At 67.7% G+C, this 25569-nt stretch carries 17 protein-coding genes, 1 tRNA gene and 2 pseudogenes; 7 read left to right on the top strand and 13 right to left on the bottom strand.

The window, feature by feature from the left end; translation table 11 throughout:
- Window positions 1–45: 45 nt before the first annotated feature.
- Window positions 46–1317, bottom strand: a complete 1272-nt coding sequence (locus ACFYWL_RS14205; protein ID WP_386971975.1) for an Ig-like domain-containing protein — start codon at window positions 1315–1317, stop codon at window positions 46–48.
- Window positions 1318–1503: 186 nt separating this feature from the next.
- On the opposite strand from ACFYWL_RS14205, the gene ACFYWL_RS14200 reads away from it, so the two are divergent.
- From ACFYWL_RS14200 to argS, 4 genes are all read left to right on the top strand, one after another.
- A tRNA-Lys gene (locus ACFYWL_RS14200) sits at window positions 1504–1579 on the top strand.
- Window positions 1580–1841: 262 nt separating this feature from the next.
- Window positions 1842–2282, top strand: coding sequence for an NUDIX domain-containing protein (locus ACFYWL_RS14195; protein WP_386971973.1), 441 nt, complete (start codon window positions 1842–1844; stop codon window positions 2280–2282).
- 235 nt (window positions 2283–2517) lie between these two features.
- Window positions 2518–3942: a glutamate--tRNA ligase gene (gene gltX, locus ACFYWL_RS14190; RefSeq protein WP_386971971.1), complete on the top strand. Its 1425-nt coding sequence runs from the start codon at window positions 2518–2520 to the stop codon at window positions 3940–3942.
- 124 nt (window positions 3943–4066) lie between these two features.
- The gene (gene argS / locus ACFYWL_RS14185; RefSeq protein ID WP_386971969.1) at window positions 4067–5785 is read left to right on the top strand and encodes an arginine--tRNA ligase; all 1719 of its coding nucleotides are present in this window, start codon (window positions 4067–4069) and stop codon (window positions 5783–5785) included.
- An 11-nt stretch (window positions 5786–5796) separates the two neighbouring features.
- On the opposite strand, the gene ACFYWL_RS14180 is transcribed toward argS, so the two are convergent.
- The 7 genes from ACFYWL_RS14180 to ACFYWL_RS14150 are packed head-to-tail and all read right to left on the bottom strand — an operon-like array spanning window position 5797 to window position 12377.
- The gene (locus tag ACFYWL_RS14180) at window positions 5797–7179 is read right to left on the bottom strand and encodes a hypothetical protein (RefSeq protein WP_386971966.1); all 1383 of its coding nucleotides are present in this window, start codon (window positions 7177–7179) and stop codon (window positions 5797–5799) included.
- A gap of 11 nt (window positions 7180–7190) precedes the next feature.
- On the bottom strand, window positions 7191–7823 hold the full coding sequence (locus ACFYWL_RS14175) for an FkbM family methyltransferase (RefSeq protein WP_386971964.1): 633 nt from the start codon (window positions 7821–7823) through the stop codon (window positions 7191–7193).
- Window positions 7820–8791: an NAD-dependent epimerase/dehydratase family protein gene (locus tag ACFYWL_RS14170; protein WP_386971961.1), complete on the bottom strand. Its 972-nt coding sequence runs from the start codon at window positions 8789–8791 to the stop codon at window positions 7820–7822. The genes ACFYWL_RS14175 and ACFYWL_RS14170 overlap by 4 nt, the downstream gene beginning before the upstream one ends.
- Before the next feature lie 8 nt (window positions 8792–8799).
- Entirely contained in the window at window positions 8800–9558 is a 759-nt protein-coding gene (locus tag ACFYWL_RS14165) for a phytanoyl-CoA dioxygenase family protein (RefSeq protein WP_386971958.1), read from the bottom strand.
- Window positions 9555–10214 carry a class I SAM-dependent methyltransferase gene (locus ACFYWL_RS14160; RefSeq protein ID WP_386971956.1) on the bottom strand — a complete coding sequence of 220 codons (660 nt, stop codon included), beginning with the start codon at window positions 10212–10214 and terminating at the stop codon, window positions 9555–9557. The genes ACFYWL_RS14165 and ACFYWL_RS14160 overlap by 4 nt, the downstream gene beginning before the upstream one ends.
- Window positions 10211–11461, bottom strand: a complete 1251-nt coding sequence (locus tag ACFYWL_RS14155) for a methionine adenosyltransferase (protein ID WP_386971953.1) — start codon at window positions 11459–11461, stop codon at window positions 10211–10213. The genes ACFYWL_RS14160 and ACFYWL_RS14155 overlap by 4 nt, the downstream gene beginning before the upstream one ends.
- A gap of 16 nt (window positions 11462–11477) precedes the next feature.
- Window positions 11478–12377, bottom strand: coding sequence for a radical SAM protein (locus tag ACFYWL_RS14150; RefSeq protein WP_386971950.1), 900 nt, complete (start codon window positions 12375–12377; stop codon window positions 11478–11480).
- Window positions 12378–12641: 264 nt separating this feature from the next.
- On the opposite strand from ACFYWL_RS14150, the gene ACFYWL_RS14145 reads away from it, so the two are divergent.
- Both ACFYWL_RS14145 and ACFYWL_RS14140 read left to right on the top strand, forming a co-directional pair.
- Window positions 12642–14021, top strand: a complete 1380-nt coding sequence (locus tag ACFYWL_RS14145) for a carph-isopro domain-containing protein (protein ID WP_386971948.1) — start codon at window positions 12642–12644, stop codon at window positions 14019–14021.
- Window positions 14022–14036: 15 nt separating this feature from the next.
- A complete protein-coding gene (locus ACFYWL_RS14140; protein WP_386971945.1) occupies window positions 14037–14996 on the top strand; it encodes an FAD-dependent oxidoreductase in 960 nt (319 codons plus the stop codon).
- Between the two features lie 184 nt (window positions 14997–15180).
- Here the strand turns inward: ACFYWL_RS14140 and ACFYWL_RS14135 are convergent, their stop codons facing one another.
- Genes ACFYWL_RS14135 through ACFYWL_RS14120 form a run of 4 tightly spaced genes read right to left on the bottom strand, consistent with a single transcriptional unit; the run spans window position 15181 to window position 24188 of the window.
- Complete coding sequence (locus ACFYWL_RS14135) at window positions 15181–18063, bottom strand: pPIWI_RE module domain-containing protein (protein ID WP_386971942.1); 2883 nt, start codon at window positions 18061–18063, stop codon at window positions 15181–15183.
- A 36-nt stretch (window positions 18064–18099) separates the two neighbouring features.
- Window positions 18100–21615: a signal recognition particle gene (locus ACFYWL_RS14130; RefSeq protein WP_386971941.1), complete on the bottom strand. Its 3516-nt coding sequence runs from the start codon at window positions 21613–21615 to the stop codon at window positions 18100–18102.
- Window positions 21608–22762 (bottom strand): hypothetical protein, encoded by a 1155-nt coding sequence (locus tag ACFYWL_RS14125; RefSeq protein ID WP_386971938.1) that lies wholly within the window; start codon window positions 22760–22762, stop codon window positions 21608–21610. Before ACFYWL_RS14125 ends, ACFYWL_RS14130 begins: the two co-directional genes overlap by 8 nt.
- Window positions 22737–24188, bottom strand: a complete 1452-nt coding sequence (locus tag ACFYWL_RS14120; protein WP_386971936.1) for a PD-(D/E)XK nuclease family protein — start codon at window positions 24186–24188, stop codon at window positions 22737–22739. The genes ACFYWL_RS14125 and ACFYWL_RS14120 overlap by 26 nt, the downstream gene beginning before the upstream one ends.
- 595 nt (window positions 24189–24783) lie before the next feature.
- Between ACFYWL_RS14120 and ACFYWL_RS14115 the strand changes: the two are divergent.
- Window positions 24784–25026 (top strand): annotated as a pseudogene (locus ACFYWL_RS14115) (response regulator); the annotation flags it as partial.
- A gap of 47 nt (window positions 25027–25073) precedes the next feature.
- Here the strand turns inward: ACFYWL_RS14115 and ACFYWL_RS14110 are convergent.
- Window positions 25074–25565: pseudogene (locus ACFYWL_RS14110) on the bottom strand (MMPL family transporter); the annotation flags it as partial.
- Window positions 25566–25569: the final 4 nt, after the last annotated feature.

Genomic DNA, 25569 nt, shown 5'->3' with positions numbered 1-25569 from the left:
GCGGGCACCGGAGTCCCGGCGCCCGCCCTCGTGCTGGTGGTCCTATCAGGCCAGAGCCGGCCCGGAGCCGCCCTCCGGCACCGGCAGGGCGCTGCCCTTGACGAACTCGGACCAGCTCAGGCTCCAGGCCGTCCAGCCGTTGCCCTGAGCGAGCTTGCGCTCGGTCCCCTTGATGGTGATCGGGTCGCCCACCCGGGTCTGGGAGAACAGCCACTTCGCCTGCGCCATCGAAACGTTGACGCAGCCGTGCGAGACGTTCTGCCGCCCCTGGACGTGCTCGGACCAGGGCGCGGCGTGGATGTACTCGCCGCCCCAGGTGAGCCGCTGGGCGAAGTCGATCTCGGTGACGTACCGGTTGGCCGGGTCCGGGTCGTCGCGGGTGTCGAAGACCGTCGACTCCTTTTTCTCCATCACCACCATGGTGCCGCTGGAGGAGGGGGTGCTCTTCTTGCCCAGGCTGACCGGGATCTTCCGGAGGAGCTGGCCGTCCTGGTAGACGCTCATCTGCTTGGTGGCGTTGTCGACCTTCATCTCGAACGCTCGACCGATCTTGGCGGTGGCGCTCCGGTCGACGTTGCCGTACTTGCCGTTGCTGAGCGGGATGCCGGCCAGCGCGATCCGTACGCTGATCGTGGTCCCCGGCTTCCAGTATTCCGGCGCCCGGTAGTAGGCCTGGGTGCCGTTGGAGACCCAGTGCCACGCGCCGGGCTGCGGCGGGTCGGTGCGGACGAACATCCGCTTCTGCACCGCGGCCCGGTCCTTCTCCGGGATGCCGGGGTGGAACTCGGTGACGACCGGCATGCCGACGCCGTACGTCTTGTCGCTGAACAGGTAGAGCCCGGAGGCGATCACCGACTTCGGCTTGGCCATCGTCGTGAACGTGCTGGTGCCCTGCCTGGTCTCGCCGCCTGCGCCGGCGGCGTTGACGGTGGCCGTGTAGCGGGTGCCGTACTTGAGGGGCTTGTTCGGCACCCAGGACGAGTTGTCGGCGCGCCAGCGGCCCTCGACCTTGTCGCCGTTCGCGGCGGTGAGGGTGAGGTCGGTCACCTTGCCGCCCTCGGGGATCTTCGCGGAGATCTCGGTGCTGACCGGCCTGTCCTTGGCCCCGTCCGCCGGGCTGACCTTAAGCGTCGGACCGGTGCTCGTGGCCGGATCGGCCGGTGCCGTTCCTGTCTCGGCGGCGACGCTGCTGCCGACGGCGGGCGCACCGTCGACGAACTCCGCCTTCTTCTGGTCGTCGCCGCACCCGGTCAGTGCCAGCGACGCCATCAGGCTCAGGGCGCCTACCGTCGCCCCGGCCCGCGCGAACCTGCCCATTCCCACCTCTGTTCTCGCGTACCTGGCGGACATCGTGCCGCATGACGGCTATCCGCCACCGCCCGCGCTGGCAATCCTGAGAGATTTGGGGGCTTTTGGTCGTTAAGCGTGCCCGAAGGGTGGAGCCGGGTATCGGATTGGAACCCCGCTCGGGAGGCGTGCTAGGGTTCTCTCCGTTGCCAACGAGCGCCGCTAGCTCAACTGGCAGAGCAGCGGACTCTTAATCCGCGGGTTCGGGGTTCGAGTCCCTGGCGGCGCACCAACGATCAAGGCCTTGACCTGGTGGTTCACACCTGGTCGGGGCCTTTTTCGTGTACGCCGGCGGTGGCTCGGTGCTCGGCGGGTGCTCGGGAGCCGTTGGACCGGTGCGTACTGGGTGGACAGGTGGCGTGTCGGTGGAGAGATGGATCAACTGCCTGGCGCGTCGCGTCGACGGGTGAGGCTTGGATCAGGTAACTCGTTGTGCCTCCAACGATGCGACAGGTACCCACTTTCAGTGGTTCCCGTGCGGATAGGGGCAAGTCGTGCGTCAGATCGTACGTAGGTCGGTGCGGGCCGTTCTTCTGGATGAGGACGACCGACTCGTGCTGATCAAGCGGATCAAGCCCGGCCAGACACCGTACTGGACAACGCCGGGCGGCGGCCTGGAGCCGACGGATGTCTCCCTGGAGGCGGCGCTTCGCCGCGAGTTGCACGACGAACTCGGTGCCGAGGCGGACCGGTTCGCCCAGGTGTTCCTGTTCACCACCCCCGCTGGTGAGGGCGTTTCCGTCCAGCACTTCTTCGCCTGTCGGCTACGTCAGCTGAACGAGGACGCCCGGACCGGGGAGGAGTTCGCTGATCCGTCGCGTGGTGGCTACCAGCTCGACCGGGTGGCGATCGACAAGCTGCCTGCGGTGGATCTCAAGCCGGATGAGCTGAAAGAGTTCATCATCTCCAACGATGAGGCCCTGCTCTCCGTGTAGGGCAGGCTGGCCAGACCATCGCCGGTCCGAGTCTGAAGTCCCGGGCTGCGCCACGCTTGGTACTCGCTTGGGTACTCGTCGGGGCTCAGGCCGACTACGCAGTCGGGTGCGCGCTATTCCGCGTAGGCGCGGCTGTCGCTTCCAGCACCCCGTTCACAGCAGGTCTGCGCAGATCGGGGGTGCCCCGTCTCGCCTCGGAAGCTCCAGCCCGGATATCGGTGAGGCTGACCGCAGCATGTTCGGTAGCCTGCTATCCGTGACCAGCTCCGATCTCCGCGTCCGCTTCGCACCCTCCCCGACAGGCATGTTCCACGTGGGCAACGCCCGGTCCGTCCTGTTCAACTGGGTGCTGGCCCGACAGTCGGGCGGGACGATGGTGCTGCGGATCGAGGACACGGACGCGGCGCGGAACCGCCCGGAGTGGGTGCAGGGCATCCTCGATGCGATGGAGTGGCTCGGCATCGGCCCGAGCGAGTACGAGGGTCCGCTGTTCCAGTCCGACTATGCCCCGCAGCACCGCGAGGCCATCGACCGGCTTCTCGCCGCCGGTCGCGCCTACTACTGCGACTGCACCCGGGACCAGGTCATTGCGCGTACGGGCAGCGAGCACAAGGGCTACGACGGCTTCTGTCGGGACCGTGCCCAGAGCGCCGGCGAAGGTCGCGCGCTGCGCTTCCGTACGCCGGACGACGGTTCGACGGTGATCGTCGATCTGGTTCGCGGCAAGCCTACCTTCGACAACAAGTTGATCGAGGACTTCGTGATCGCCCGTGGCGACGGGTCGCCGGTGTTCCTGCTGGCGAACGTGGTCGACGACATGGTCATGGGCATCACCCACGTGATCCGCGCTGAGGAGCACCTGCCCAACGCGCCGAAGCAGCAACTGCTGTGGGAGGCGCTGGGCGCCGAGCCCCCGGTGTGGGTGCACGCGCCGATCCTGGTCAACGAGAAGCGGCAGAAGCTGTCCAAGCGTCGGGACCGGGTGGCCCTGGAGGACTTCCGCGCCGAGGGATACCTCGCCGAGGCGATGCGGAACTACCTGATGCTGCTCGGGTGGGCGCCGTCTGGTGACCGCGAGATCCTGCCCTGGGACGACATCGTGGCGGAGTTCCGCTTGGAGGATGTCAACCCTTCTCCGGCGTTCTTCGACGTGAAGAAACTGCGGGCCTTCAACGGTGACTACATCCGGGCCCTGTCGGTGGAGGCGTTCGTCGAGGCGTGTCAGCCCTGGTTGAGCGCCGAGGCCACGCCATGGCGGGCGGAGGCGTACGACGCCAAGGCGTTCGCTGCGGTCGCCGAACTGGCGCAGACCCGGATCGCGGTGCTCTCCGAGATCGTGCCGATGGTCGACTTCCTGTTCCTCGACGAGCCGGTCACCGACGAGGCAGCGTGGGCGAAGTCCATGAAGGCCGACGCCCCGGCGCTGCTGGCCGCCGTGGCCGAGGCGTACGAGACGTGCGGGTGGCAGGCCGAGGTGCTCAAGTCGACGCTGGAGGCGATCGGCGCGGAGCGCGGGCTCAAGCTCGGCAAGGCCCAGGCACCGGTACGGGTCGCGGTGACCGGCCGTACCGTCGGGCTGCCGCTGTTCGAGTCGATCGAGATCCTCGGACGTGAGCGAACCCTGGCTCGCCTGCGAGCCGCACTCGACCGCCTGAGCTGACCCCTTCGCGACCGGCGGATCGATCCGCCGGTCAACCTGGTCGTCGATCGATCCGCTCCCCGAGCACTTCCCGGCAGATCCGCCTCCTTCCCCGAGGCGGATCGGAGCGAGATTGGCGCACTTCATGGATCTTGAGAAGTTGCTGTCCGACCGGCTGGCGCAGGCGTTCTCAGCCGTGGCCGACGGTCCGGTCGACCCGGTCGTACGGCGGTCGCAGCACGCCGACTACCAGTCCGACGCCGCCCTGTCCCTGGCGCGTCGGCTCGGCCGCCCGCCCCGGGACATCGCCACCGAGGTCCTCGGCCGGGTGGAGCTGGCGGACCTCTGCTCGGCGGTGGAGGTCTCCGGGCCGGGTTTCATCAACTTGACCGTCGCCGACCCGGCTCTCGGCGTGCTCCTGTCGAGGATGGCCGCCGACACCCGGCTCGGCGTCCCGCTGAGCACCGCACCCGAAACGGTGGTCGTCGACTACTCGGCGCCGAACGTGGCCAAGGAGATGCACGTCGGGCACCTCCGGTCAACCGTCATCGGTGACGCGACCGTCCGGCTGCTGGAGTGGCTCGGGCACCGGGTGGTTAAGGCCAATCACCTGGGCGACTGGGGGACCCCCTTCGGAATGCTCATTGAGCACTTGCTTGAACTGGGTGAGGCGGAGGCGGCCCACGAGTTGTCCGTCGGTGACCTGGACTCGTTCTACAAGGCTGCGCGGATCAAGTTCGACGCCGACGACGCGTTCAAGGAGCGGTCCCGGCGGCGGGTGGTCGCCCTGCAGAGCGGCGACGAGCTGACCCTGCGGCTGTGGCGACTGCTGGTCGCCGAGTCGGAGAAGTACTTTCTGACCGTCTACGACCAGCTTGGCGTCCTGCTCACCGAGAAGGACTTCTACGGCGAGAGCTACTACAACGCCATGCTCGCCCCAGTGACCGAGGAACTGGACCGGCTCGGGTTGCTGCGGGACAGCGGTGACGCCGCCTGCGTCTTCCCGGAAGGCTTCACCGGCCGCGACGGGCAACCGCTGCCGATCATCGTGCGCAAGCGCGACGGCGGATACGGCTACGGTGCCACCGACCTCGCGGCGATCCGGCACCGGACCCGGGATCTCGGCGCGACCCGGCTGCTCTACGTGGTGGGGCTGCCGCAACGTCAGCACTTCGAGATGGTGTACGCGGTCGCCCGGCAGGCCGGGTGGCTGAGTCCGCCCGCAGTGGCCGAACACATCGGGTTCGGCTCGATTCTCGGCTCGGACGGCAGGATGCTGCGCAGCCGGGCCGGCGGCTCGATCAAGCTCGTCGGGCTGCTCGACGAGGCCGTGGCCAGGGCCGCCGACCTGGCCCGGCAGAAGAACCCCGACTTGCCCGAGGCGGCCGTCACCGACGTCGCCCGCGCGGTCGGCATCGGTGCCGTCAAGTACGCCGACCTGTCCACCGACCGGATCAAGGACTACGTCTTTGACTGGCAGCGGATGCTCTCCCTCGACGGCAACACCGCCCCGTACCTGCAGTACGCCCACGCCCGGATCCGGTCCATCTTCCGCCGCGCCGGAATCGACCAGTTCACCGCAGGACCGATTTCGATCGGGCACCCGGCCGAGCATGCCCTCGCCCTCGAACTGGTCAACTTCGGCAGTGTCGTCACCGACGTCGAGCAGACCCTGGAGTTCCATCGGCTCGCCGGCTACCTGCACACTCTCGCCGCCACCTTCAGCGGGTTCTACGAGCACTGCCCGGTTCTGCGCGCCGCTGGTGAGGTACGCGACAGCCGGCTGGCCCTGTGCGACCTCACCGCCCGGGTCCTGCACCGAGGCCTGTACCTGCTGGGCATCACCACCCCGGACCGCATGTAGCGATCGTCCCCTCAACCACTCCCGTGCACGGCCCGTCTACCTGCCCGCTGGCTCGGGGCTGAGCCGTGCTTCCGGCAGACAGGCGTCTGGCGTGGTGTCGAATGGCGGTACGAGGTGTCCGAAGTTGGTGCCGAGGACCTCGTCGCTGACCCGGAAGATCTCGGGTGCCCGGGGCCCGACCCAGCCACCGCCCGGAAGCCGGGCGGTGGCAAGGGTCGCGGTGAGCAGCCAGCCGCGCGGTGACGGGGTGATGACCAGCCTTCCGTCTGCCCGCTGCTGGGGGCAGGGACCAGTCGGTCACCATCCCAGCGGACCGACGACGTCCGGGAGGCCCTTTCGTTGACGTGCGTGGTCGCGCCAAAGATCGTGCAGCTGGTGCCGATGGAGAAGACCTCCTCCGCGAGTTGCTCGACCGCGCCGGCGTCGGGCTCGTTTCCTTCCCGAGCGAGCAGGTTGACCGCGTGCAGCAGGACCCGACGGTCAGATGGTGCCGCTTCCATGGCCGACGTGAGCCGAGCGTTGAAGTCGGTGGGCTGGAACCCGCTGGAGGTGAGGATGCCGTCGACGGAGAAGCCGCCGCAGTAGCCGAGGCGTTCGCGTAGCCCAACCCCGATCCGCTCGGTATGGGTGACGAGATCGGCGGCATCGTCGAGCAGGGGAACGGCACCGGCGCAGAGGAAGGTCCCCTGCCCGGGGCGGGGCAGCGTCACGAGTTCCATGGGCGGGAACGGGATGCTCCTGGTGGTGAGGGCCAACCCGTGCAGGCGTACCGGGATCCCTTCGAGGAGCGGCATCAACCGGACCCGCCAGGTTCCGGATCCGGCGGTGGGGATGGTCGTCGGTGGTGGGCCTTCGCGCCACCACCAGATGCCATCACCGCCGGCGGACGGACCGGCACCCCTGGGCTGGCAGGAACAGACGACTCCGGTGCCCTGGTCCACCATCGCACCCAGCATGGCGAGGTCAGCGGTGCCGTCACCGACGACCGACGGTGCGCGTTGCACCCCGGCGGCGTCCCACAGCGTGTCGACCACGGTCTTGTCCTCGAACAGCCGCCACGCGGGCTGCCTGACGCCGAACCGTCGCCGGGTCCCGGCCCTCGGCGGATCGAGCGGGTCGGGCAGAACGAGTGTCGCGGTGTGGTCGGGGTCGAAGGCGTCCGCCGCTTCGGCGAGCCAGCCGGAGCCGTCGAGCCCGCCGATCGCGTGGTGCTGCCACGCGAGGTGGTCGGACGCGCCGCGTAGTGTCCGGGGTCGGACATCGGATGGTGCGTCGTCCAGGGCGATGGCGAGACACCGGGCCGGGCCGAGCAGGTCCTGCCAGGCTTCCGCGTCGTCGGCGCGTCCGCAGAGGACGATCAGCTTGCCGTCGGGTAGCAGTTGGGTGATCGACATGCCGGGGTGGGTCATCGGCGTCGTCGCCAGGGTCGGTCTGTCCGGTGCAGGATCAGGTTCGCTGGTGTCTCGTGGACGAGTTCGTAGGTGTCCGGGCCGAGGTGGCGGTGGATCGTGTGGCGGTGCCGGTCGGCGTGCTCGTCGTCGAACTCGACGATGACGACGGTCGGCCGGTGCCGGGTGTGGTCGAAGGAGTCCCAGACGTCGAGTTCGGTGCCCTCGACGTCGATGCTGAGCAGGTCGATCTGGTCGATGCACCACTGGCCGAGGAGGTCTTCCAGAGGCCGGCAGGCGACGAGGATCTCCTGGTAGTCGGTGCCGCGCCGCTGCAGGCCGGACCACGAGGGCTTGTAGGCGTACATGCCGAACGGCCAGAGTCCGGGGGTGGCGGACACGGCGCAGGTGTCCACGGCACAGCAGCGGTCCCGGAGGCGTCGGTGATTGCGAGGGTCGGCGTCCACGCAGAGTCCGCGCCAGCCTCGGTTCTCGAAGTAGAGGCTGTTGCTGCCGCGTACGCCGTCGCCAGCGCCGACGTCGACGAACACGCCATGCGCCGGGAGGTGGTAGTTCTCGGCGAGCCAGCGGTCCTCGCCCCACTGCGAGTGGTACGGCGCGGGTTGGGTGTAGGGCAGCATGGCCGTCATCCCCTCCACCGCTTGATCAGGTCCCGCTCACGGGCGTGATCGAGCCACCGCTGTGACCAACTGCGCCGCAGCGCCTGCCAACCGAGTGCGTCGGTGATGCTGTCGGCAAGGGGACGGAGGGTGAGACCGGCGTCGGTGGCACGGCTGTTGTCGATCGACATGAGAGCCAGTTCGGGACTGCTGGCGGGCAGCCACAGCGGGATCTCGGTCCACGGTTGGAGGCGATGGGCGAGGGCGAACTCCTCGCCGACCCGACAGGGGGCAACGGCTCGGCCGGCGCTGGTGAGGACCGTGTCCACCAGGGTTCGGGCGGTGGCGCGGGCACCGGCGACGTTGACGACGCCGACACGTCGCTGGTCGATGGCGTCGCGCAGGAACCGGGCGACATCGACGGCATCGATGAGTTGGATGGCCTGGCGGTCGTCCATCGGGACGAGAACGTCGCCGCCGCGCAGGGCGCGTTCGAGCCAGTAGGCGAGGCGTTCGCTGTCGTCGTACCGGCCGATGACCAGGCCGAGGCGGGCGGTGAGCAGCGGTACGTCGGTCCGGTCGAGACGACGCCGGAGGCACCGCTCGCAGCGGAGCTTGCGGGTGGCGGAGGCGCGTACCGGGTGGGAGACGTCAGCCGCGATGGTGGGCGCCCGCTCGGTCAGGCCGTGCCGGCCGAGCGTCCTGCGGTAGACCCCGCAACTGGAGACGAACAGGTACCGGCCGACGCCACCGAGCAGGGGCAGGACCGGGCGCAGGTCGTCGACGTCGCGGGCGCTGGTGTCGATGACCGCGTCCCAGGGTTCGGCGAGGACGGCGGCTGCTTCGGCGGTTGGTGCGCGCCGGTCGGTGAGGACGTGGCGGCTGATCCCGGCGAAGGGTGACGGTGACCGGCCTCGGTAGAGCACGGTGACGTCGTCTCCGCGCCGGAGGCATTCCTCCACGATGTGCCGGCCCACGAACCGGGTGCCACCGAGCATGAGGATCTTCATCGTGGTGCCCCGCGTTCCGGCCGGGCGGGGCTGTACCCGAGCACGAGCAGCCGGCGTGGGTGACCGGACGTGTTGGGTCCGCTGGCGTGGACCAGGGCGGCGTCCCAAACCAGTACCGTGGCGGGCGCGGCGACCAGCGTCACGGCCGCCGTGTCGGGCGCGGCGGCGTCCGGTACGACGGGCCCCTGGTTGTCCGTCGGGATCATCTCGATGGTGCGCCGGTGGCTGCCGGGCCATACCCGCAGCGCGCCGGCATCTTCCGTGCAGGGGTCGAGGCAGACGGCGACGGTGAGCACCCGTGGGTAGCCGCGTGCCGCGTAGTAGGCGGCGTCGGTGTGCTTGCGGACCTCCTCACCGAGCACCGGCAGCGCCGCCCAGCCTGCGGCGATGTCGACGGTCTGCTTGTACATCATCTTGTTGTCCATCAGCGTCGGGGGCGCACCGAGCAGGTCGGCGACGACAGCGCGCAGCGCATGGTCGTCGGCCACCGTCGTGGCGGTCGGGGACAGGTCGACCACGGGCTTGACCTTGAGGACGTACGGCTTGCCGCTGGCGAGGCGCCACCAGGTGACGCGCGGGTCGAGCGTCCTGGAGGCCACCATCCAGGCGAGCCGACCACCGAGAATCTCGTCGGCCTCGACGCGGAGGTCCTGGATGGTGGCGGGCGGAATCAGGTTCGGCAGGACGAGGTACCCGTGCGAGGCGAATCGGTCGATCTGCTGCGCGGTGACCGCCGACGCTATCGGGGGAGTCATCGGGCACCGCCCTTCGTGGCGATCGGAATCAGGAAGTCGCGGCTGGGTTTCGTCCAGTGAGGTGGGGTCTGCTCGACCGGCATGGTGTGCGGGTGGGCGGTCCACTCCGCGAAGTGCCGGTCGAGGACCGCGCGGCGGGCCGGGCTGATCGCGGTGCCGCTGTGGAAGAAGCTGAACCGGCCACCGGGGCGCAGGCAGGGAATCGCGACGTTGGCGACGAAGTCGGCGAAGTCCAGGTCGGCGTGGCCGTCCGGTGGCCAGGTGTCGTACATGATCGCGTCGAAGGCACTGGTTGGTAGCCTCACGAGCTGCCACGGGTCGACGTGCACCCGCATGGGTGTGTCGAAGGCTTCGACCAGCCGCATGCGAGCGGCTAGGGCCACGCCCGGATGCGGTTCGATCGCGGTGTACGAGCCGACCTCGCGCTTCGCCAGCTGCGCGGCGAACACACCCAGGCCCAGTCCCACCTCCAACACGTCGGGACGGCAGAAACCCTCGGTGAGACGGTCGACGTGCTCGCCCATCAGGTCGGCCTCGGCGAAGAACATCACGTACTGTGAGCCGATACGTAGCCCCTCCGCGTCGATGACGGCGGGCTGGTCGAGGAGGGCGGCGATGTGCCGCTGGTGCGCCGTGGACAGGACCTTGCGCGTCACAGCGGCATCCCGTCCCGGAACCGGGCAAGCGGCTCGGTGGTGATGAACCGGGCGACGAAGGTCGGGGCACCGGCGACGACGCGTCGCACCACCTCCTCGACCTCGGCCACGGTGAGCGCGTCGACCTCGCGGTCCACGGAGATCAGGACGTGGGCGGGAGCGTCGAGCTGGCCACCGTTGCGGGCGGCGATCGTGACCTCGGCGTACACCGAGGTTTCGGCCAGCACCCGCTCGGCGGCCTCGGCGGCGAGCGCGGTGTAGATCTTGCCGGCGTGATGCACCGGGTTCTTGCCGGCCGGCGCTTCACCGCTGGCCGGGCGGAGCGGCTCGATGACGCCGCTGTACCGGTTGCCACGCCCGACCGCGCCACAGTCACCCTTACCGAGAGAGGTGCCGAACGGTGCCAGGTAGCCGCGACCGGGGACGTCCTTGGTGTTGAGATGCAGCGACAGGCCGGTGACATGCCGGGCTCGGGGCTCCTGGTCGAGCAGCGACTTCAGTTCGGCGGAGACGGCGCTCTGCGCCTCGGCGAGCGCGGTCCGGTACGCCGGCCAGGAGCCGACCAGTTCGGGATGGAACGGTACGGCGGCTGTGACCTCCAGCGCCGAGCCGATCCGGATCACCATGACCTTCACGTCGGTCCCGGCAGCCGGCACGGCCTGCCGGAACGCTTCGGCGGTGAGCCGGCGTTCCAGTCGTATCGCGAGATCGGCGGCGAGGCTGCGCCGGCTGGTGCCGACGCAGACGACGGTGTCGTTGGCGACGGACTCGGTCGCGAGCACGGTGTTGATGTCCAGTGCCGCGTCCGGGCGGTAGAACCTCCGGTCGTGGTCGACGGCGGTGCCGCGCGTGTTGTTGATGTGCAGGCGGAGGTGTTCGAGGATGCGGCGATCGCCGAGCGCGGCCGGGAGGATCTCGAGAACGACCGCTCGGAAAATCTCCTCGATCGGCACCTGCGTGGCACCGACCTGGTCGGTGATCTTCCCGAAGAGGTAGCAGTCGGCGGGCTTGAGGATGTCGAAGCCACCGAAGCGCACGTCGGCGGCGGCACCGACGAGGTTCACCTTGTCGACCCAGTGGTTGGGGATGGCACCGAACTCGCGCAGACACCAGGACGAGTAGCGCTGGGAGAAGGCGTCGGCGACCAGGTCGGCGAGGCTGTCCGGGTGGCCGACTCCCTTCCGTTCGGCGACGTCGAACGGCTGGTCGTCGGGGTCGACGCAGGCGTGACGGATCGAGATTCGCATGGGGATGCCCTTCGGGTCAGAGGTCGTCCGGGTCGACGCCCTGTTCGGGGCGGACCGGAGGATCGACGAGGTAGGACAGGCACTGCGACAGGACCAGCACCCGCTTGGCGGGACACGGCTCGTTCACGTCCGCAGGCTGGAAGGTGCCGTCGTAGAGGTTTCCGTAGCCGGTGGGCACAGAGGCGCACCGACGCACGTCACCGGTGACGGTGACCTTGAATGAGGTGACACCGGCGGTGCATGCCTGGCCCCGGAAGGAGAGCATCCCGTCGAGGTAGGGCCGGTTGAAGACGTACTCGCCGGAGTTCGCCAACACCAGGGCCTTCTGCTCGTCGGTGTAGCCCTCCGGGTAGCGGACGCCCTCGTACACACCCTTGAACACCTTGGCCCGGACGTGGTCCACGCCCAGTTCGCGCAGCCGGTCCAGGTCGGCGGCGAACCGACCGAGCAGCGGCGGGTAGAGCACGTACAGGGCGGTCACGTCGAACCCGCCGCGCCGCAGGATCAGGTAGTTGCGGGCGTAGGCGTCGAATTCCAGCCCACGTAGCTCGCGCTCCGGCTGATGGATCGCGGCGACGATCTTCGCCACCCGGCCGGCCGGGACACGCTCGGCGAACTCCGCCACGTCGTCCGAGGCGAGGTTGGTGTTGATGCTGATGAAGTGGTTGCCGGCCAGACCCCGGCACAGCTCGACGAAGCCAGGGAACATGAACGGTTCGCCACCGGACATGTGCACCAGGCAGACCTTGCCCAGCTCGTCGAAGCGCCGGACCACCAGCTCAGGGGTCGGCTCGTCGAGGTGCCTGCGGTTGAGCACGTAGCGGATCTGCGGGTGGCAGTACTCGCAGAAAAAGTTGCAGCGGTTCGTGAGGTGCCAGTCGAACTCCCAGTCCCATGGAGGTTTGGTCTGGGTCATCGCCGAAGTACGCATCAGGTCCTCCGCTCGCCCGTCGGGGATTCACCCGCCGGCGCAGCCCTCCTGGCGGTACGCCGGCGGGGACGCATTCAGCAGACCGCGAACCGGCACCGCTCGGGCAGGGGATGGAACCGTCAAGAGCGTCAATTCCGTTGGCCGAAGCGGTCAACACGATCCGGCACTGTCGCGGTACTGTCGGTTGCCCCTGCGGAGGAGTCGATGGGATTGCCACCCGACCGCGCCAACCAGACCCTCGCCGCGCACATGACCGAAGCGGGCCTCACCCCGCGCACCCTCGCGCGGGAGATCAACCGCCTCTTCGGGGCTGGCACGCTCGCCGAAACCGCGCCCTACCACTGGCGCGACGCGGGCGGCATCCCCCGCCCGCCGCTGCCGGCGCTGACCGCGTACGTCATCTCCCGCCGCCTCGGCCGCATCGTGACCGCAGGGGACCTTTGGCATGGGCAGCCCGACACGGCGGATGGCACGCTGGTCATGGCGGCCAGCACCGGCATGGACGGGCCGTGGACCCTCGCGAGCACCATGCTGGTCGCCGAGGACTGGCTGTTGGGAGGACTGGTGGACCGGAGAATGTTCCTCTCTGTCTCCGGGGCCGCCCTCACCCAGGCCGTGAACATCTACCTCGGCGTACACCTACCGGCCGACGGGGCCGCGCTCCCGACCGCGACACCCGACGACCCCCTCGTCGACCAGATCGAAGCCAGCGTGCCGCGGCTGCAACTGCTCGACGACGAGCGCGGTGGCGCGTCCGGCCTCGGCTACGTCGGGGCCCAGGTACGTGCGGTTCTGCTCGTACTCCGCGACGGCGGCCACACCGACGCCACCACCCGCCGACTTCTGGTCGCCCTCGCCGACCTCGCCCAACTCGCCGGCTGGAAGGCTTTCGACGCCGGACACCAGGGTCTCGCCCAGCGCTACTTCTTTACCGGCCTACGCGCCGCCCATGACGCCGGATACCGGGCCATGGAAGCGCACATCCTGGCCGACCTGTCCTTCCAGGCCGCCTCACTCGGCGACGCCGACGACGGCCTGCGCCTCGGCAGCGCCGCCCGCCGGGTGGCCGACCGGTCCGCCGCGAGCGTCCAGGCCTCCGTGCTGTCCCGCCTCGCGTACGCCCACGCCGCTGCCGGACATGTCGAGCAGTGCGAACGAACCTGGGCAGAGTCCCGCGACCAGCTCGCGAAGCGGCATCCCGACCGCGACCCGGAGTGGATGTACTACCTGACGCCGAACCATCTCGACTGCCAGGCCGGCTACGCGATGATCCTCGCCGGTCGGCAGGTGGTTGCCAGCGGCAGGGGAACCGACGGGCGGGCCCTGCTCCGCAAGGGCGAGGCACTCCTGCGCACCGGGGCCTACGCCCGCCGGCCGGACGTCCCCTACCAACGCCGTGCCCTCTACGAAGGTGCCTGGCTCGCGCTCGGCTACACCGCTCACGGCAAACTCGACGACGCCTGCGCGGTTACCCGGATGGCCCTGCCCCGGCTCGAGCAGGTCCGATCGCCTCGTAGTGCCGCCCTGTTGGGCACGCTCGCCAAGGAGCTCCGGCGGCGGAAGCGGAACCAGGGTGTCGCCGACCTGCTCCCCGACCTTGAGAACGCGCTCGCGCGCCAACCGGCCTGACACTACGGTCGACCGATGAGCCGCACCGATCTCGACGCCCTGGTCATCGGCGCCGGCGTGTCCGGCCTCACCACCGCCGCCTGCCTCGCCGAAGCCGGACGGCGGGTGAAGATCTGGGCAGCCGAGCCACCCGAGCGGACCACCTCGTATGCCGCCGGGGCGATGTGGGGTCCGTACCTTGTCGAGCCCGTCGACCGGGTACGGGTGTGGAGCGCTCAGACGCTGGACGTGCTGCGGCACCTCGCCACCGACCCGGCGACCGGGGTGCGGCTCGTCTCCGGGATCGAGGCGTCCCGCACGCCCGTCGAACCGCCCGAGTGGGGCAGCCAGCTCGACGGGTTCCGGATCTGCGAGCCGAATGAACTGCCGGACGGCTTCGCCACCGGGTGGCGGTACACCGCCCCGCTGGTCGACATGCCGGTCTACCTCGGCTACCTGCATCGGCGGCTGGAGGCGGCCGGCGGCGAGATCGCAATCCGCCGGATTCACTCGCTTGGTGAGGCCGTTGGTGTGGCCCCAGTGATCGTCAACTGCTCCGGGATGGGCGCCCGTGACCTCGTACCCGACCCCGACCTGACTCCGATCCGCGGGCAACTCGTCGTGGTCGAGAACCCCGGCATCACCGAGTTCTTCTCCGAAGACACCGGGCCCTCACCGGACCTGCTGCACTTCTATCCGCAGGGCGAAACCCTCGTTCTCGGCGGCACCGCCCAACCCGGTGAATGGAACCGAGAACCCGATCCGGAGACCGCCGCAGCGATCGTCGCCCGCTGTGCCGACGTCGAGCCTCGCCTGCGGAACGCCCGGGTCGTCGAGCACCGGGTGGGACTACGCCCCACCCGGCCGTACGTCCGGGTCGAAGAAGAGCAGCTTGGTGACGCGAAGGTGGTCCACAACTACGGCCATGGCGGGGCTGGCCTCACTCTCTCCTGGGGCTGTGCCTTCGAGATCGCACGTTCAAATCTGATCGTCTGATACAGCCCAACACGTCGCGTGATCGCACAAGCCTTATTGATCCGCACGTGAGGTAGCTAAAAACTGCGCCCTACTCACTAATTCGATAGTGATATTCCGGGCGGGGTCGTCGGCATCTGGGTCAGGCCGGGCAACCTCGTGCGGAGTGAGGTGCCCGGCCGTATTTTCGTTTGCTCCGGGGGCTTCAGAAATCGAAGTCGAAGGCTAGTTGGATGTCGCCTTCGGGTTCGGGTTGATCGTCAATATTGTCACCGTCGTCTTCGAGAGTGTCGTCGGCGGGTAGGGCGTATTGGTTGGCGAGTCGTGCGACGTGCATGATCAGGGGCCTGCTGAGGGCTGCCCGGTAGTCGTCAAAGCAGTGGCGTTGCTGGTGCAGAAACCCGGCCCAGTTTGCGGGGTCTTCGCCCTCGGGGTGAGCGACGACGACGAACTCGAGCAGTTCGGCGTTCCAGGCGTTCTTAGAAGGGTCGAGATAGTTCCTCGCGCCTTCTAGCTTTCCGTCGTCGGGGGACCGGCCCTCTGAGGGTTGGGGGGCATCGGCCTTTGCCGGGATCTCCTTGTAATGAGGCGTAAGTTTGGCTAGGTCGATGACGATGGAGCTGTGGGTAGCCGGCTTGTCGACTGTGCTGTAGTAGACGCGGGTCTGCTCGGTGTTTCCGCTTCCGTCGTCGTGTCGCCACAGCCCGTCGGAGATGCCTATGTTGTCGCCCTCGAAAGCCCATGACTCGGGGGTTTCGAGGCGTTCGTTGCCGCAGATCCGTACCAGCCTCATTTTTTTGCCGAAAAGGCTGATTTTCTGGGGGCGCAATTCGCCGAGCTGGAGGTGGTCGGGCAGCATATGAGCGTTCTGTACCGTAGTTAGGCGATACCGGATGTTGTGGGCTTCAGTCAGGATGAGGGTCTGCGTGTTCCGGAACCGGGTTAGGGTGCTTCGGATGAAGGCGGCGAGCCGCTCCTTCTGTTCGTCTTCCTTGGCGGGGCTGGCGTGGTAGTTCGTGCCGGCCAGGGTCTTGAGTAGGGTCGGGTAGGGCACCCAGTCAGCCATACCTTCAGCTTTGCCCATGATGTGCTTCTGGCCGGGCCGGATCAGGATGGCGATAGGGACGAAGATCTGATGGGTGTTGGTGTCGTCGTTGCGTCTTTTGACGACCCAGAATGCGAGCTGCTCGAGGTCGTCGGGGATGGCGCTCTTGAGGCGATGTTGCGGGACGAAACGGATACCGAGTTGACGTAGGCAGTCGTCCCAGGCGGCTTCGGCCCGGTGCTGGTTGCTGGCCTCTTCCTTGCCGAGGTCCTTGCCGGGGAACTCGTCGGGGCGGATGAACTGGCTGACCATGTCGGCGTCGGCACAGCCCATGCGGATCGCAAATTTCGGGTCGGTGGTACGTGCGTTGAAGGCTTTCGCACCGTCGAGCTCGATGAGGGCGAGGTGCAGGGTGTCACCGACTTCTTCGGCCAGATCTTTCATAGCGGAAGCGACCAGCTTCCGGCGCATGGCGACGGCTTCGTCGTGCTTCCTGCCACGCCGGGGAACGGATCCCTCGCCGAGCGCTGCGCCGAGCCTGCCGAGAGGACGGGCGTGGATCGTGAGGGTGAGGTCGCCGACGTCCCATGTCCAGGTGTCGTTGCTGGCGGGCTGCTGACGGGGCAGGTCGAGTAGTCGTTCGACGGTAGCGAGCAGGCGGTCGCGCATCCCCTTGCCGTCGCCCTGGTAGAGCAAGACGACGGAAAGCCTGCCGTCCACCGCGGCGGATAGTTGCTGGCGCCGGATGAGCGCGTTCGCCTTCGAGATCTCATCGTTCGTGGCGTGGGCGGCTTCCTGCCTTTCGACGAGCTGGGCGCGCTCGGCGTCGGTCTGGTCCTTCTTGTCCTTCGGGACGCTTTCGAGCTTGGTGAGGCTCCGGCTCGCCTTGCCGCCGATGAGCACGCGGGTCAGGGGATGGTCGAGATCGAAGTCGGGCTGCAGGCACTGACCGATCCAGCGGATGAGGCGGCTGCGTTCGGCTGGCATGATGCCGGTGCCGACCTGGTGGTCGGGGCCGCGCATGGTGGTGTGGTAGGTGACTGCGGCAGTAACGCCGTCCCGGCCGAAGATCCAGGCGTCCGATTTGCCGGCGAGCTGCTCGGCTGCCGGAAGGTTGTCTAGGGCGCCGATCCGGTTGAGGATCTGTTCGGTGCCGCCGTTGCGCCAGCCCATCTCCCGGGTATCGCGGTCCCAGATCAGGTGGGCGACCGCGAATTTCTGCGATGTCGGTGCGTCGGTGACGAACGGGCTGGTCGACTGCAGGAGGGTGGAGGCTCCCCAGCGGCCCTTGGTGTTCAGCTCGCCGCTGGTCCAACGCCGGATGCCGGTGTCGACGTGCAGTCGCAGGGTGGGGTCGAAGGCCTTTGTACGCAGCGCGATCTTGATCGTGGCGCTGTAGTACCAGGTCCGGATGTTGCTGCCTTTGCCGGTGTGGTGTTCCAGCGGCGGCCAGGAGACGAGTTCGGCGTAGCCGTTGGCGGGATTGGCCGCGACCTGCCGGAACCGCATGGATTTGCTGCCGTGCTGGTAGGACCGGCCGGCGATCTTGGCTGCGGCGTAGTCAGGCAGCAGGGTGAACAGGTGAGGCTGCGGCACGGCGGTGTTGCCATCGGAGAGTTCGTGGGCGAGCAGGTCGACGGTCTTCTGCGTCCATTGCAGGATGCCGGAGCCGAGTTTCGTGATCGTCGGCAGGACGAGCGCTTTGCCGTCGTCGGTGGTGGGCAGGTCATACAGCCAGGCGTTGATGAAGGTCCGCATGATCGCCGGAGGGAACGGCGTCGCCGCGAATAACCAGGGGTTGCCTTCGTCGAGGTTGGCCCGGGTCGCGGTGGAGACCAGATCGGGGGCTGCGGTACGCATCAGTGCGTTGAGGCGCCCGATTGGCACCTGCTGGGCGCGCGCGCGTGATTCCTCGCGCCAGCCGGCGGTGTGCAGGTCGAGGATGGGGCGGCGCCAGGAGACGGGGAACGTGAGCGTGTGCAGCGGGATCTTGAGATCGCGTGCTGCCACGAAGGCTGCGGTCTGGGTGCGGTCGTAGCGCATCAAGGGCCTTTCTGAACCGGTCCGAGCGTGGGGCGGTCAGTTCATATCGCGCAGGGCGCGGTAGAGCGGGTCGTAGAGGGCTTGCACCAGCGATCGGTCGACCGCCGTCTGCGCCGACTCGGGGTCGAAATAGGGCGCGAGTTCGTGCAGCATGCTGGCGAGCAGGCTGGTCGCTGGTGTGTCGTCCCCCGTGAAGCCGGCCTCGCGGGGTGAGAAGGCTCCGTCGACGAAGTAGACGCGGGCCGCGACACCTCCGCGCACGAGTCGTCCGATGACCTGCCAGATGACCACGAGCTGATCCCAGGTGAAGGCCGACTTCTCATCGGGGGGCAGGCTGGTCCAGGACAGGCGACGGGTGAGGAAGCGGTGCCATTTGCGGGCGGCTTCGGCCCGGAAGCGCAGTCCGGCGTCGTCCGGGCTTCCGGCGGCCAGAGCGGTCTGAGCGAAGCGACGGCCTGGGCCGCGGACTCGGCGGACCGCCCAGTCGTTGATCGCCTGGGTGGCGAGGGTGATGTCGTCGGGGCGATGATGCGGGCGGGCGAGAAAGTACACGCTGCCGATGGCGGCCTTACCGCCGGGAACCACGATGTTGTGCCCGCGCTCGACGGCCAGCAGCGGCGCGATCAGCAGCTGCCCACCGATGTCAGGGAACTTGGCCAGCTCGCCGCGGCGAAGGTGCAGCTGGCGGGTCTCGGCGGGCAGGTTGCTCCAGGAGTGGTCGAGGTCGGTGTCATCGGATACCAGGACCGTGACGTTGCCGGTCCATTCCGGCAGGTTGTTGAGGTAGTGCCCGGCACGGTGTGCCTCGGCGTAGCTGCCGACCAGCAGCAGGATCCGGCGGCGTTGTGGGTCGTCGATGTCGTCTAGTTCCTGCTGCAGCAGCGAGGTCGCGCCGGTCAGGCTGCGGTCAGGTACGGCCAGTTGGTGCAGCATCTGCTCGAGCTGGGCGGGACGCTGCCGGGGGTCGGTGCCGGACAGCCTTAGGGCGGTGGTGACACCGGGCGGGTAGAGAAAGAGCTTGCGGAAGGTGCTCTTCTTGATGGCGGCGACCTCATGTTCGTGGGGCCGCAGCACGGCGTCGACCTGGGCGTGCAGGTGGTAGCGGCTGGAGGTGCCGGCCCAACTGGTGGCCGACATTAGCAGCACGTGTGGACCGGGTCGGTTGTCCACGGCAGGGATGTCGGCCAGCTCCAGCAGCAGCTCGCGGCCGACTCCGTTGCAGCGGAAGAACCGCAGCTCACCGCTCTGATCGCCGTCCTCGTTGCGGTCGCCGGCCTGGAACTGAAAGCCCAGCACGTTACCCATGGGGGATTCGGGAACCACCGGCATGTAGTCCTTGGGCGGCCGGCGCGACAGCACGTTGGAGGTCGAATCCAGGTTGAGCGCTGCTTCGACGCGAGGCCACAGAATGGTCATGCGGTCAAGACGATCGTGCAGGACCGCCAGCACGAGGGTGAATTCGAAGCGGTGCAGGTTGGCGTCAAGGTCACCGGCGACGGAGGCGTTGTTCGGGACCAGCTGGCGCAGCAACTTCTTCAGCCGCTCACGGCTGAACTCGCGAACGAATACCCCGCGGGGCGCGTGCAGCAACTCCGTCGCCATCGCCACGAGCGCGTTGACCAGGTCCGTGGTCGTATCCTCGGGACCACGCCCGCGCAACGGGGTCAGCGGCGAGTCGCGGAAACTGCCGAGAACGGTGTCGACACGCTGGAGTTCGGCCCGCTGGGAAGCAAGTTTGTCCTCGTCGGGGGCCACGGCATTCTCGTCATCGTTGCGGTTGCGCCTGCGCAGCTCGGGAAACCACTCATTGATCAGCCACTGGTGCAAGGTCATCGCGCTGAAGTAATCCTGCGTGATCCATCGCCGCAGCGGCTCGTCGTTGATCAGCATCGAGTAGATCCGGTCGGTGGCCGTGATGACCGTGTTGAGCGCGTTGTTCCAATCGTCGATCTCGTCACTCGACAACTGCAGCCGGCCCTGTGCGGCCAGCTCGGTGAGCTTGTGCTTGCCGACCTCGTCGAGCCACGACTCCGCACCACGGGCCACCAGCGTCGCCGCTGGTGCGAACGCGGTGTCGAGCTGCATCTGTACCCGATCGGCCTCGTCGACGATGATCAGGTCGCTGCGGCGGCAGGCCAGCTCCAGGTAGCGCATATTCTCGTCGTTGAGATGGTCGGGCACACGACTGTGCACCAGCGATGCCGGCGTAGCGACCCAGATCTGCGCGTCGACCAGGTCGCGGGCCGCACTATGCCGCGGGCACGCAGTCCACAACGGGCACCCGTGACGTTTCGGCCTGGCTGGCTTGCGGCGACGCCGGAACCCCGTGCTGACGGGGTCAGGATCATCGTGCTCGATCTCGGACTTTTCGACATCGTCAGCGTTGTACAAACCGGTGCATGGCGCAGCGGTGATCGCCAGTGCCCGGCGTGCCTCGAACCCCCTTAGGGCGTCCAGCGGGCAGGCGCTCGACAGGTACGCGAAACCCGGGTTGTCATGATTCAGCATGCTCTGTGTGGCAGACTCGCTGCGCCGATGCAACCGCTGAATATTGCGTTCGAGGGTGGACTTTCCCAGGATCGGCGCGGCGTGCACACCGAGACGACGAAACTGCTCGGCGATGGTCAGCACTTCGGCGACGTCACCTACGACGATCGTGGTCCGGCGTCGGTCAGCCGGTCGCTCGCGAATGGCGAGCTGGAAGGCCAGAATGTCGCGAATCGTGGACTTGCCGGCGCCGACCATGCCAACCAGGTTCATCAGCCTATCGATGCGCAGCCGGGGATGGGTCTGGAACGCCCCGGCGGCTTCGTCGCGCAGCAGCAACTCGACCCGACGTAGGCGCCTCTTCCAATCGTTGAGCTTGCGAGGCGTGCGGTTCTCCGCCAGATCCGCGGCGTTGGTGGCGGCCTCCAAGGCGTCCATAGCATCGGCTGCGGCTTCCAGTTCGGTCATAGTGACGGTGATCGGCTCGCCTTTGCCTGCCGGTGCCGCCCCGATGTCATGCCTGATCCAGGGCTTGAGGCCGATCAGCTCGACGGGGATGTTCACGGAGTGGCGCTGGTCGCGGACGTAGAACAGCTGGTCTCCGGCGCCGGCGATGGGCAGCTCGCGCCGCTCCAGAGGAGGCGGCTGGGTCAGCAACCTTTCATAGACGTCCCTGCGGTCGTGCGCGCGCGTGGGCTCGAGCGCCTTGGGCAGATCGTCGATGGTCGCGAACGTGTAGCCGCGCAGCGTGATGTCGACGTCGAGATACATGTGCAGCGAGTTGTGCCAGGTGTAGCGGCGGCTGCGGTCCCACAGGAAATGCCGGGCCCGCCGGATCATCAGCCGCGCTTCGCTGGTGCGTACGTCGCCGAACACTTCCTCATAGGGGTAGCCGCTGAGCAGCGTCCAAATGTCGCGCACCGGCCGGGTCGGCATGACCCGCGTGCCGAGGTAGATTGCCAGCTCGACGTCGAGCAGGTCACCGATGCCGAACCCGGCAGGTGCCTTCCACGCGTCACGGAATTCGGCGGCAAGGTCGCCGTGCCAGCTACTGCGATCACGCATCGTCGCCTCCCACAGAGCCGTTCTTACGCAGCCGGGTCAAGGTGGTTGTCAACATGCGGAGAAACGCCTTGTCGCTGAGCAGGGTCACCTGCTCCTTGACCTCCGGCGGGCAGAAATGCTCGAAGACGATCTTGTAGTCCTCGCGGTCATCGAACCGGTACTGCGGCACCACCAGGAAGGCCCGGTTGTACGGCGGCTCCGGCCGGAACCGGGTGGCACTGTGCCCGAGCAGGGCCGGGTTGGCGCGGTCTTTCACATCGATGGCCCAAACCTGCCGGTTCGGTAGCGTGATCCTCAGGTCATAGGCGTCGCAGCCCGGCCACATCTCCGGGACGAGGCCTTTGCTGATGAGCTTCTGTTCCAGCTCGACCTCGGCCAGCCCCGGGCCGGTGATGAACATGCGCAGCGGCGCTCGCAGTAAATACAGCCCGCCGGTCGAGCGATCGTCGATGAACTCTTTCAGGGTGGCGTGGGCTTCGCGGCGGCATCGGTCCAGCTCGCACCGCCAGGACCGCCCATCGGGTTTGAGCAGGCAGTGACAGCGTGCGCACGTAGCGAAGCGTCCGTCGGTGCCTCGGTAGGCGGCCGGGGCCGGCTCGTAGCACCGGTTCACCGTCTCCAAAACGGTGCCCAGCTCGGGATGCTCACCGATCAGCGTCGCCTTGTCGATACCGGTCAGGACCGGCTTGTCGATCAAAAGACGCCGAAACGCGGTGTAGGACTGTGGCGATCGTGCCGTCTCGCACTGTGCGAAGACAGTACGGATGATCTCGTTTTCGAAGAGCTCGGCTGCGGCATCGGGACCTGAGACCTCCCACTCGTAACATCGCTGGGTGGGGACCCCGGTCTGCACGTCGACCAGGAACTCGTCCAGGTTCTCGGCTTCCGCCGGCAGGTCAAACGGCCAATCTCCGATCGGCCTGGTCGCCGCCCAGCGCGCCATGCCTGCGACGCTAGCCGGCGGCTCCATCTCGCGCAGCAGGCATTGCAGGACCAGGTGGTTGTAGGCCTTCTGCACCTTGTCGGAGTAGATCGGATCCGGGGACCTGTCATGACGCGACAGGTCGACCAGAGCGGTCGCGACCATGCGCAGCAGCGTCACCCCGGTGAAGGTGGACAGATCAGGCGGGCTGTTCTGGATCAGCACCGTGGGCGGCCTCCTGAAAGGACGGCGACGGGTCCGTTTCCGCCGCGCTGGGACACCACCTACTTACCGGACAGGTACGACAGTTATCTCCTGGCACCGCGGCGAAGGTGTTGTCCTCGCGCCACGGCTGCGTCAACTTCCGCAGGGCTGCGTACGCCTTATCGAGCTCCTGCGGATCTGACGGGTCGACCATGATGAGATCCGCTCCGGTTGGCCGGAGAATCTCCAGCTCCACTCTGGAACCGTCGACGGGCCCGCCGAGCAGGCCTCGCCCGAGGATGGCCGTCGCGAGTGCGACCTGCGGGAACTCTGTGACGACATCCTCGCCACCACGCTGGCGGCGCCGGGTGGTCTTGGTCTCGCGCCACACCCAGGCGCCGTCGTCGCGGTAGACGAGGTCGGGCTTGGCGATCACCAGCGACTGGGCAGCTGTGTCATGAAAGACGAAAGTCTCTTCGATCCTGAGGTCTGAGGTGCTCTCTTCAAGAGGGCACACGGACGGGTGATGCGCGAGCATCCGCATGCCGGCCTCGGCTGCATCAGCGTCGAGCTCCCAGCGCGGGTCGGGCCAGCTGATGTCACCTGGCATGTCCGCGTGCTGGCACGGTCCGCTTACTTTTGCGTGCAGCGTTTCCAAATAGCGATGAACTGCCTGACCGATCCGGGCCGGAATGGCGTACTCGTTGACCTTCGGCAGACGCAACGTCTGCAGGTAATGCTGGGCCGGGCAATTGTCGTAATAGCGTAAGTCGGTGATCGACACCTGGCGCAGCTTCGCTCGCCGGTCCGACCGCAGTCCCAGCAGTCCCGGAGCTCGCATTACCTCGTCACAGGCCAGCACGAGACGGCATTTGAGACAATCGCCGCCTGGGCGGCGCGTCTGGCCATGAAGGACCTGAACCGCAGCACGGCGTCCATGCTTCTCGTAAAGAGCGGCGGCATCCTCGATGGTTCCGTCGAACAGGACTCTTTTCAAGCCTTCGGTGAGGTCGATGTCGGCGACCACTACGCGAGAAATCTCTTCGCGTGCCCGGACAAAGAACTTTTTCTCCCAATCATCCGGCCACGGCGCGGGACGGCCGTATGCGGCCGTGTAGGCCGCGACCGCCACCTCGGCCTCGCTGCGCTGTCGCTCTAGCATGTTCGCGAGGCGAATTAGCCGTAGTTCACGCACAGCACCGTCAGTCGAGCGGTAGCGCCGGCCCCAAGCCCATAGCTCGCGTACACCTTGATCGACATGCTGGACCACCCACCAGCGGGCGACCGGCAGCATCGCAGCTTCCGCCTCGCAGATCGATAGGTAGCTGCGTGCGGCATGTTTGATGAAGGCTGCGAGACCTTCGTGAAGCAGCTGCTTCGCCAGCACCGAGTTCAGCGCCTCGTCAACCGGTCGACGGTCGAACTCCACAGCGTCCAGTACATCCATGACAAGCCGTATGGGCACCGGCGGCTTGTCTCGACGCGGCCAGGCGGCGGGCTTAAGCCCTGGCCTCGACTTCACCGCAAGGTGCATCGGGCACCTATGGTCTCCCCCAGCCAAGACGCTCAATGCCACACGGATAGGTGACGCGCTGCCGACGAGTTCGGGCGGCGCGGCCCAGGTTCCTGCGGGCGGTGCGTCCTCGGGTGTTCTCTGACCGGGAACGAGGGGAAGGGTGCCGGGTTGTTCCAGGGATGGCGGTTTCCTGTCTGACATCGCGCTCCCATGACGAAGGTGTTCGCACAGCTCAGCACCCTTGACGCTTGCTCGCAAGGCGTGATTGTTTGATAACAGCGCGTTGGAAGGCTAGCAGGTCACGTCAGCTGAGCAGCAATGCCAACGGGGTGCGCCCTCGCCACCCAAGCACCCGGAGCGAGCTACTTCCGTGAGCGCATCCACGACACCCGCTACGCCCTCGCTGGAGAGCTGACCAAGCTCGGCGCGGACCTTACCTGGGCTTCCCCCTGAGATGTGGACACCCTGAGACTGGATGTTGGTCCAGAGGAAGGGGTGTCCCCGTTGGGGCGTCCATCGAAGTACACTGCCGGTGCTTATGTTGACCGCTCTTGACCAGGTCTCCGACCGGGTCGCGGGGTTGGACGCGGGCGCTGACGACTACCTGCCCAAGCCGTTCGCCACCGAGGAGCTGCTGGCCCGGGTGCGGGCCCTGCTGCGCCGGCGCACGCCGGGCGACGGGGAGTCGCAGATCCTGTCGTTCGCCGACGTCCGGGTCGATCCCGACAGGTTCGAGGCGTGGCGTGGCGGGCGGCCCGCGCCGACGACCACGAGCGGGATGAACCACAACACCGGGCTGCGGTAGGTGAGGATAAGCAGGACCGTGACGACGACGACCGTGGTGAGGAGGACCTGCAGGTCGATGCCGTCGAAGACAGCGTCCATGTCGCCGTCGATCGCGGCTGGGCCGGTCACGTCGAGTTCCAGGCCGGCGGGGCGGTCCTTCGCGGCGTCACGCAACGGGCCGACGATGGCCTCCGGTGCGCCGTAGGTCGTGCTCACGTCGAGGGTGAACATCATCGCCTTGCCGTCGGTGGAGAGTCTTGTCGCTGGGCCCTCGTCGTCCTCGCCGGCCGCCACCTTCGGCGGGTACCGCTCGGCAAGGGCGTTGTGGTGGCGCTCGACCGTCGCGCGGTCGGCGTCGGTCATGCCACCGGCGCGGTGGTACACGAAGACGAACGTGTTGTCCTCGCCGCCGGGGAGACTGTCCTCTAGCACCGCCACCTTGGTGGACTCGGCGCTGGCCGGCAGGGTGTCCACGGCTTTGTCGGTGGTGACCGAGCTCAACTTTCCGCTCAACGGCACCATGACC

This window comes from Micromonospora sp. NPDC002575, assembly GCF_042889525.1.
Taxonomy (GTDB): Bacteria; Actinomycetota; Actinomycetes; order Mycobacteriales; family Micromonosporaceae; genus Micromonospora; species Micromonospora carbonacea.
Note: the sequence above shows the minus strand (reverse complement) of the source record. Positions and strands in the feature narration are given on the sequence as shown.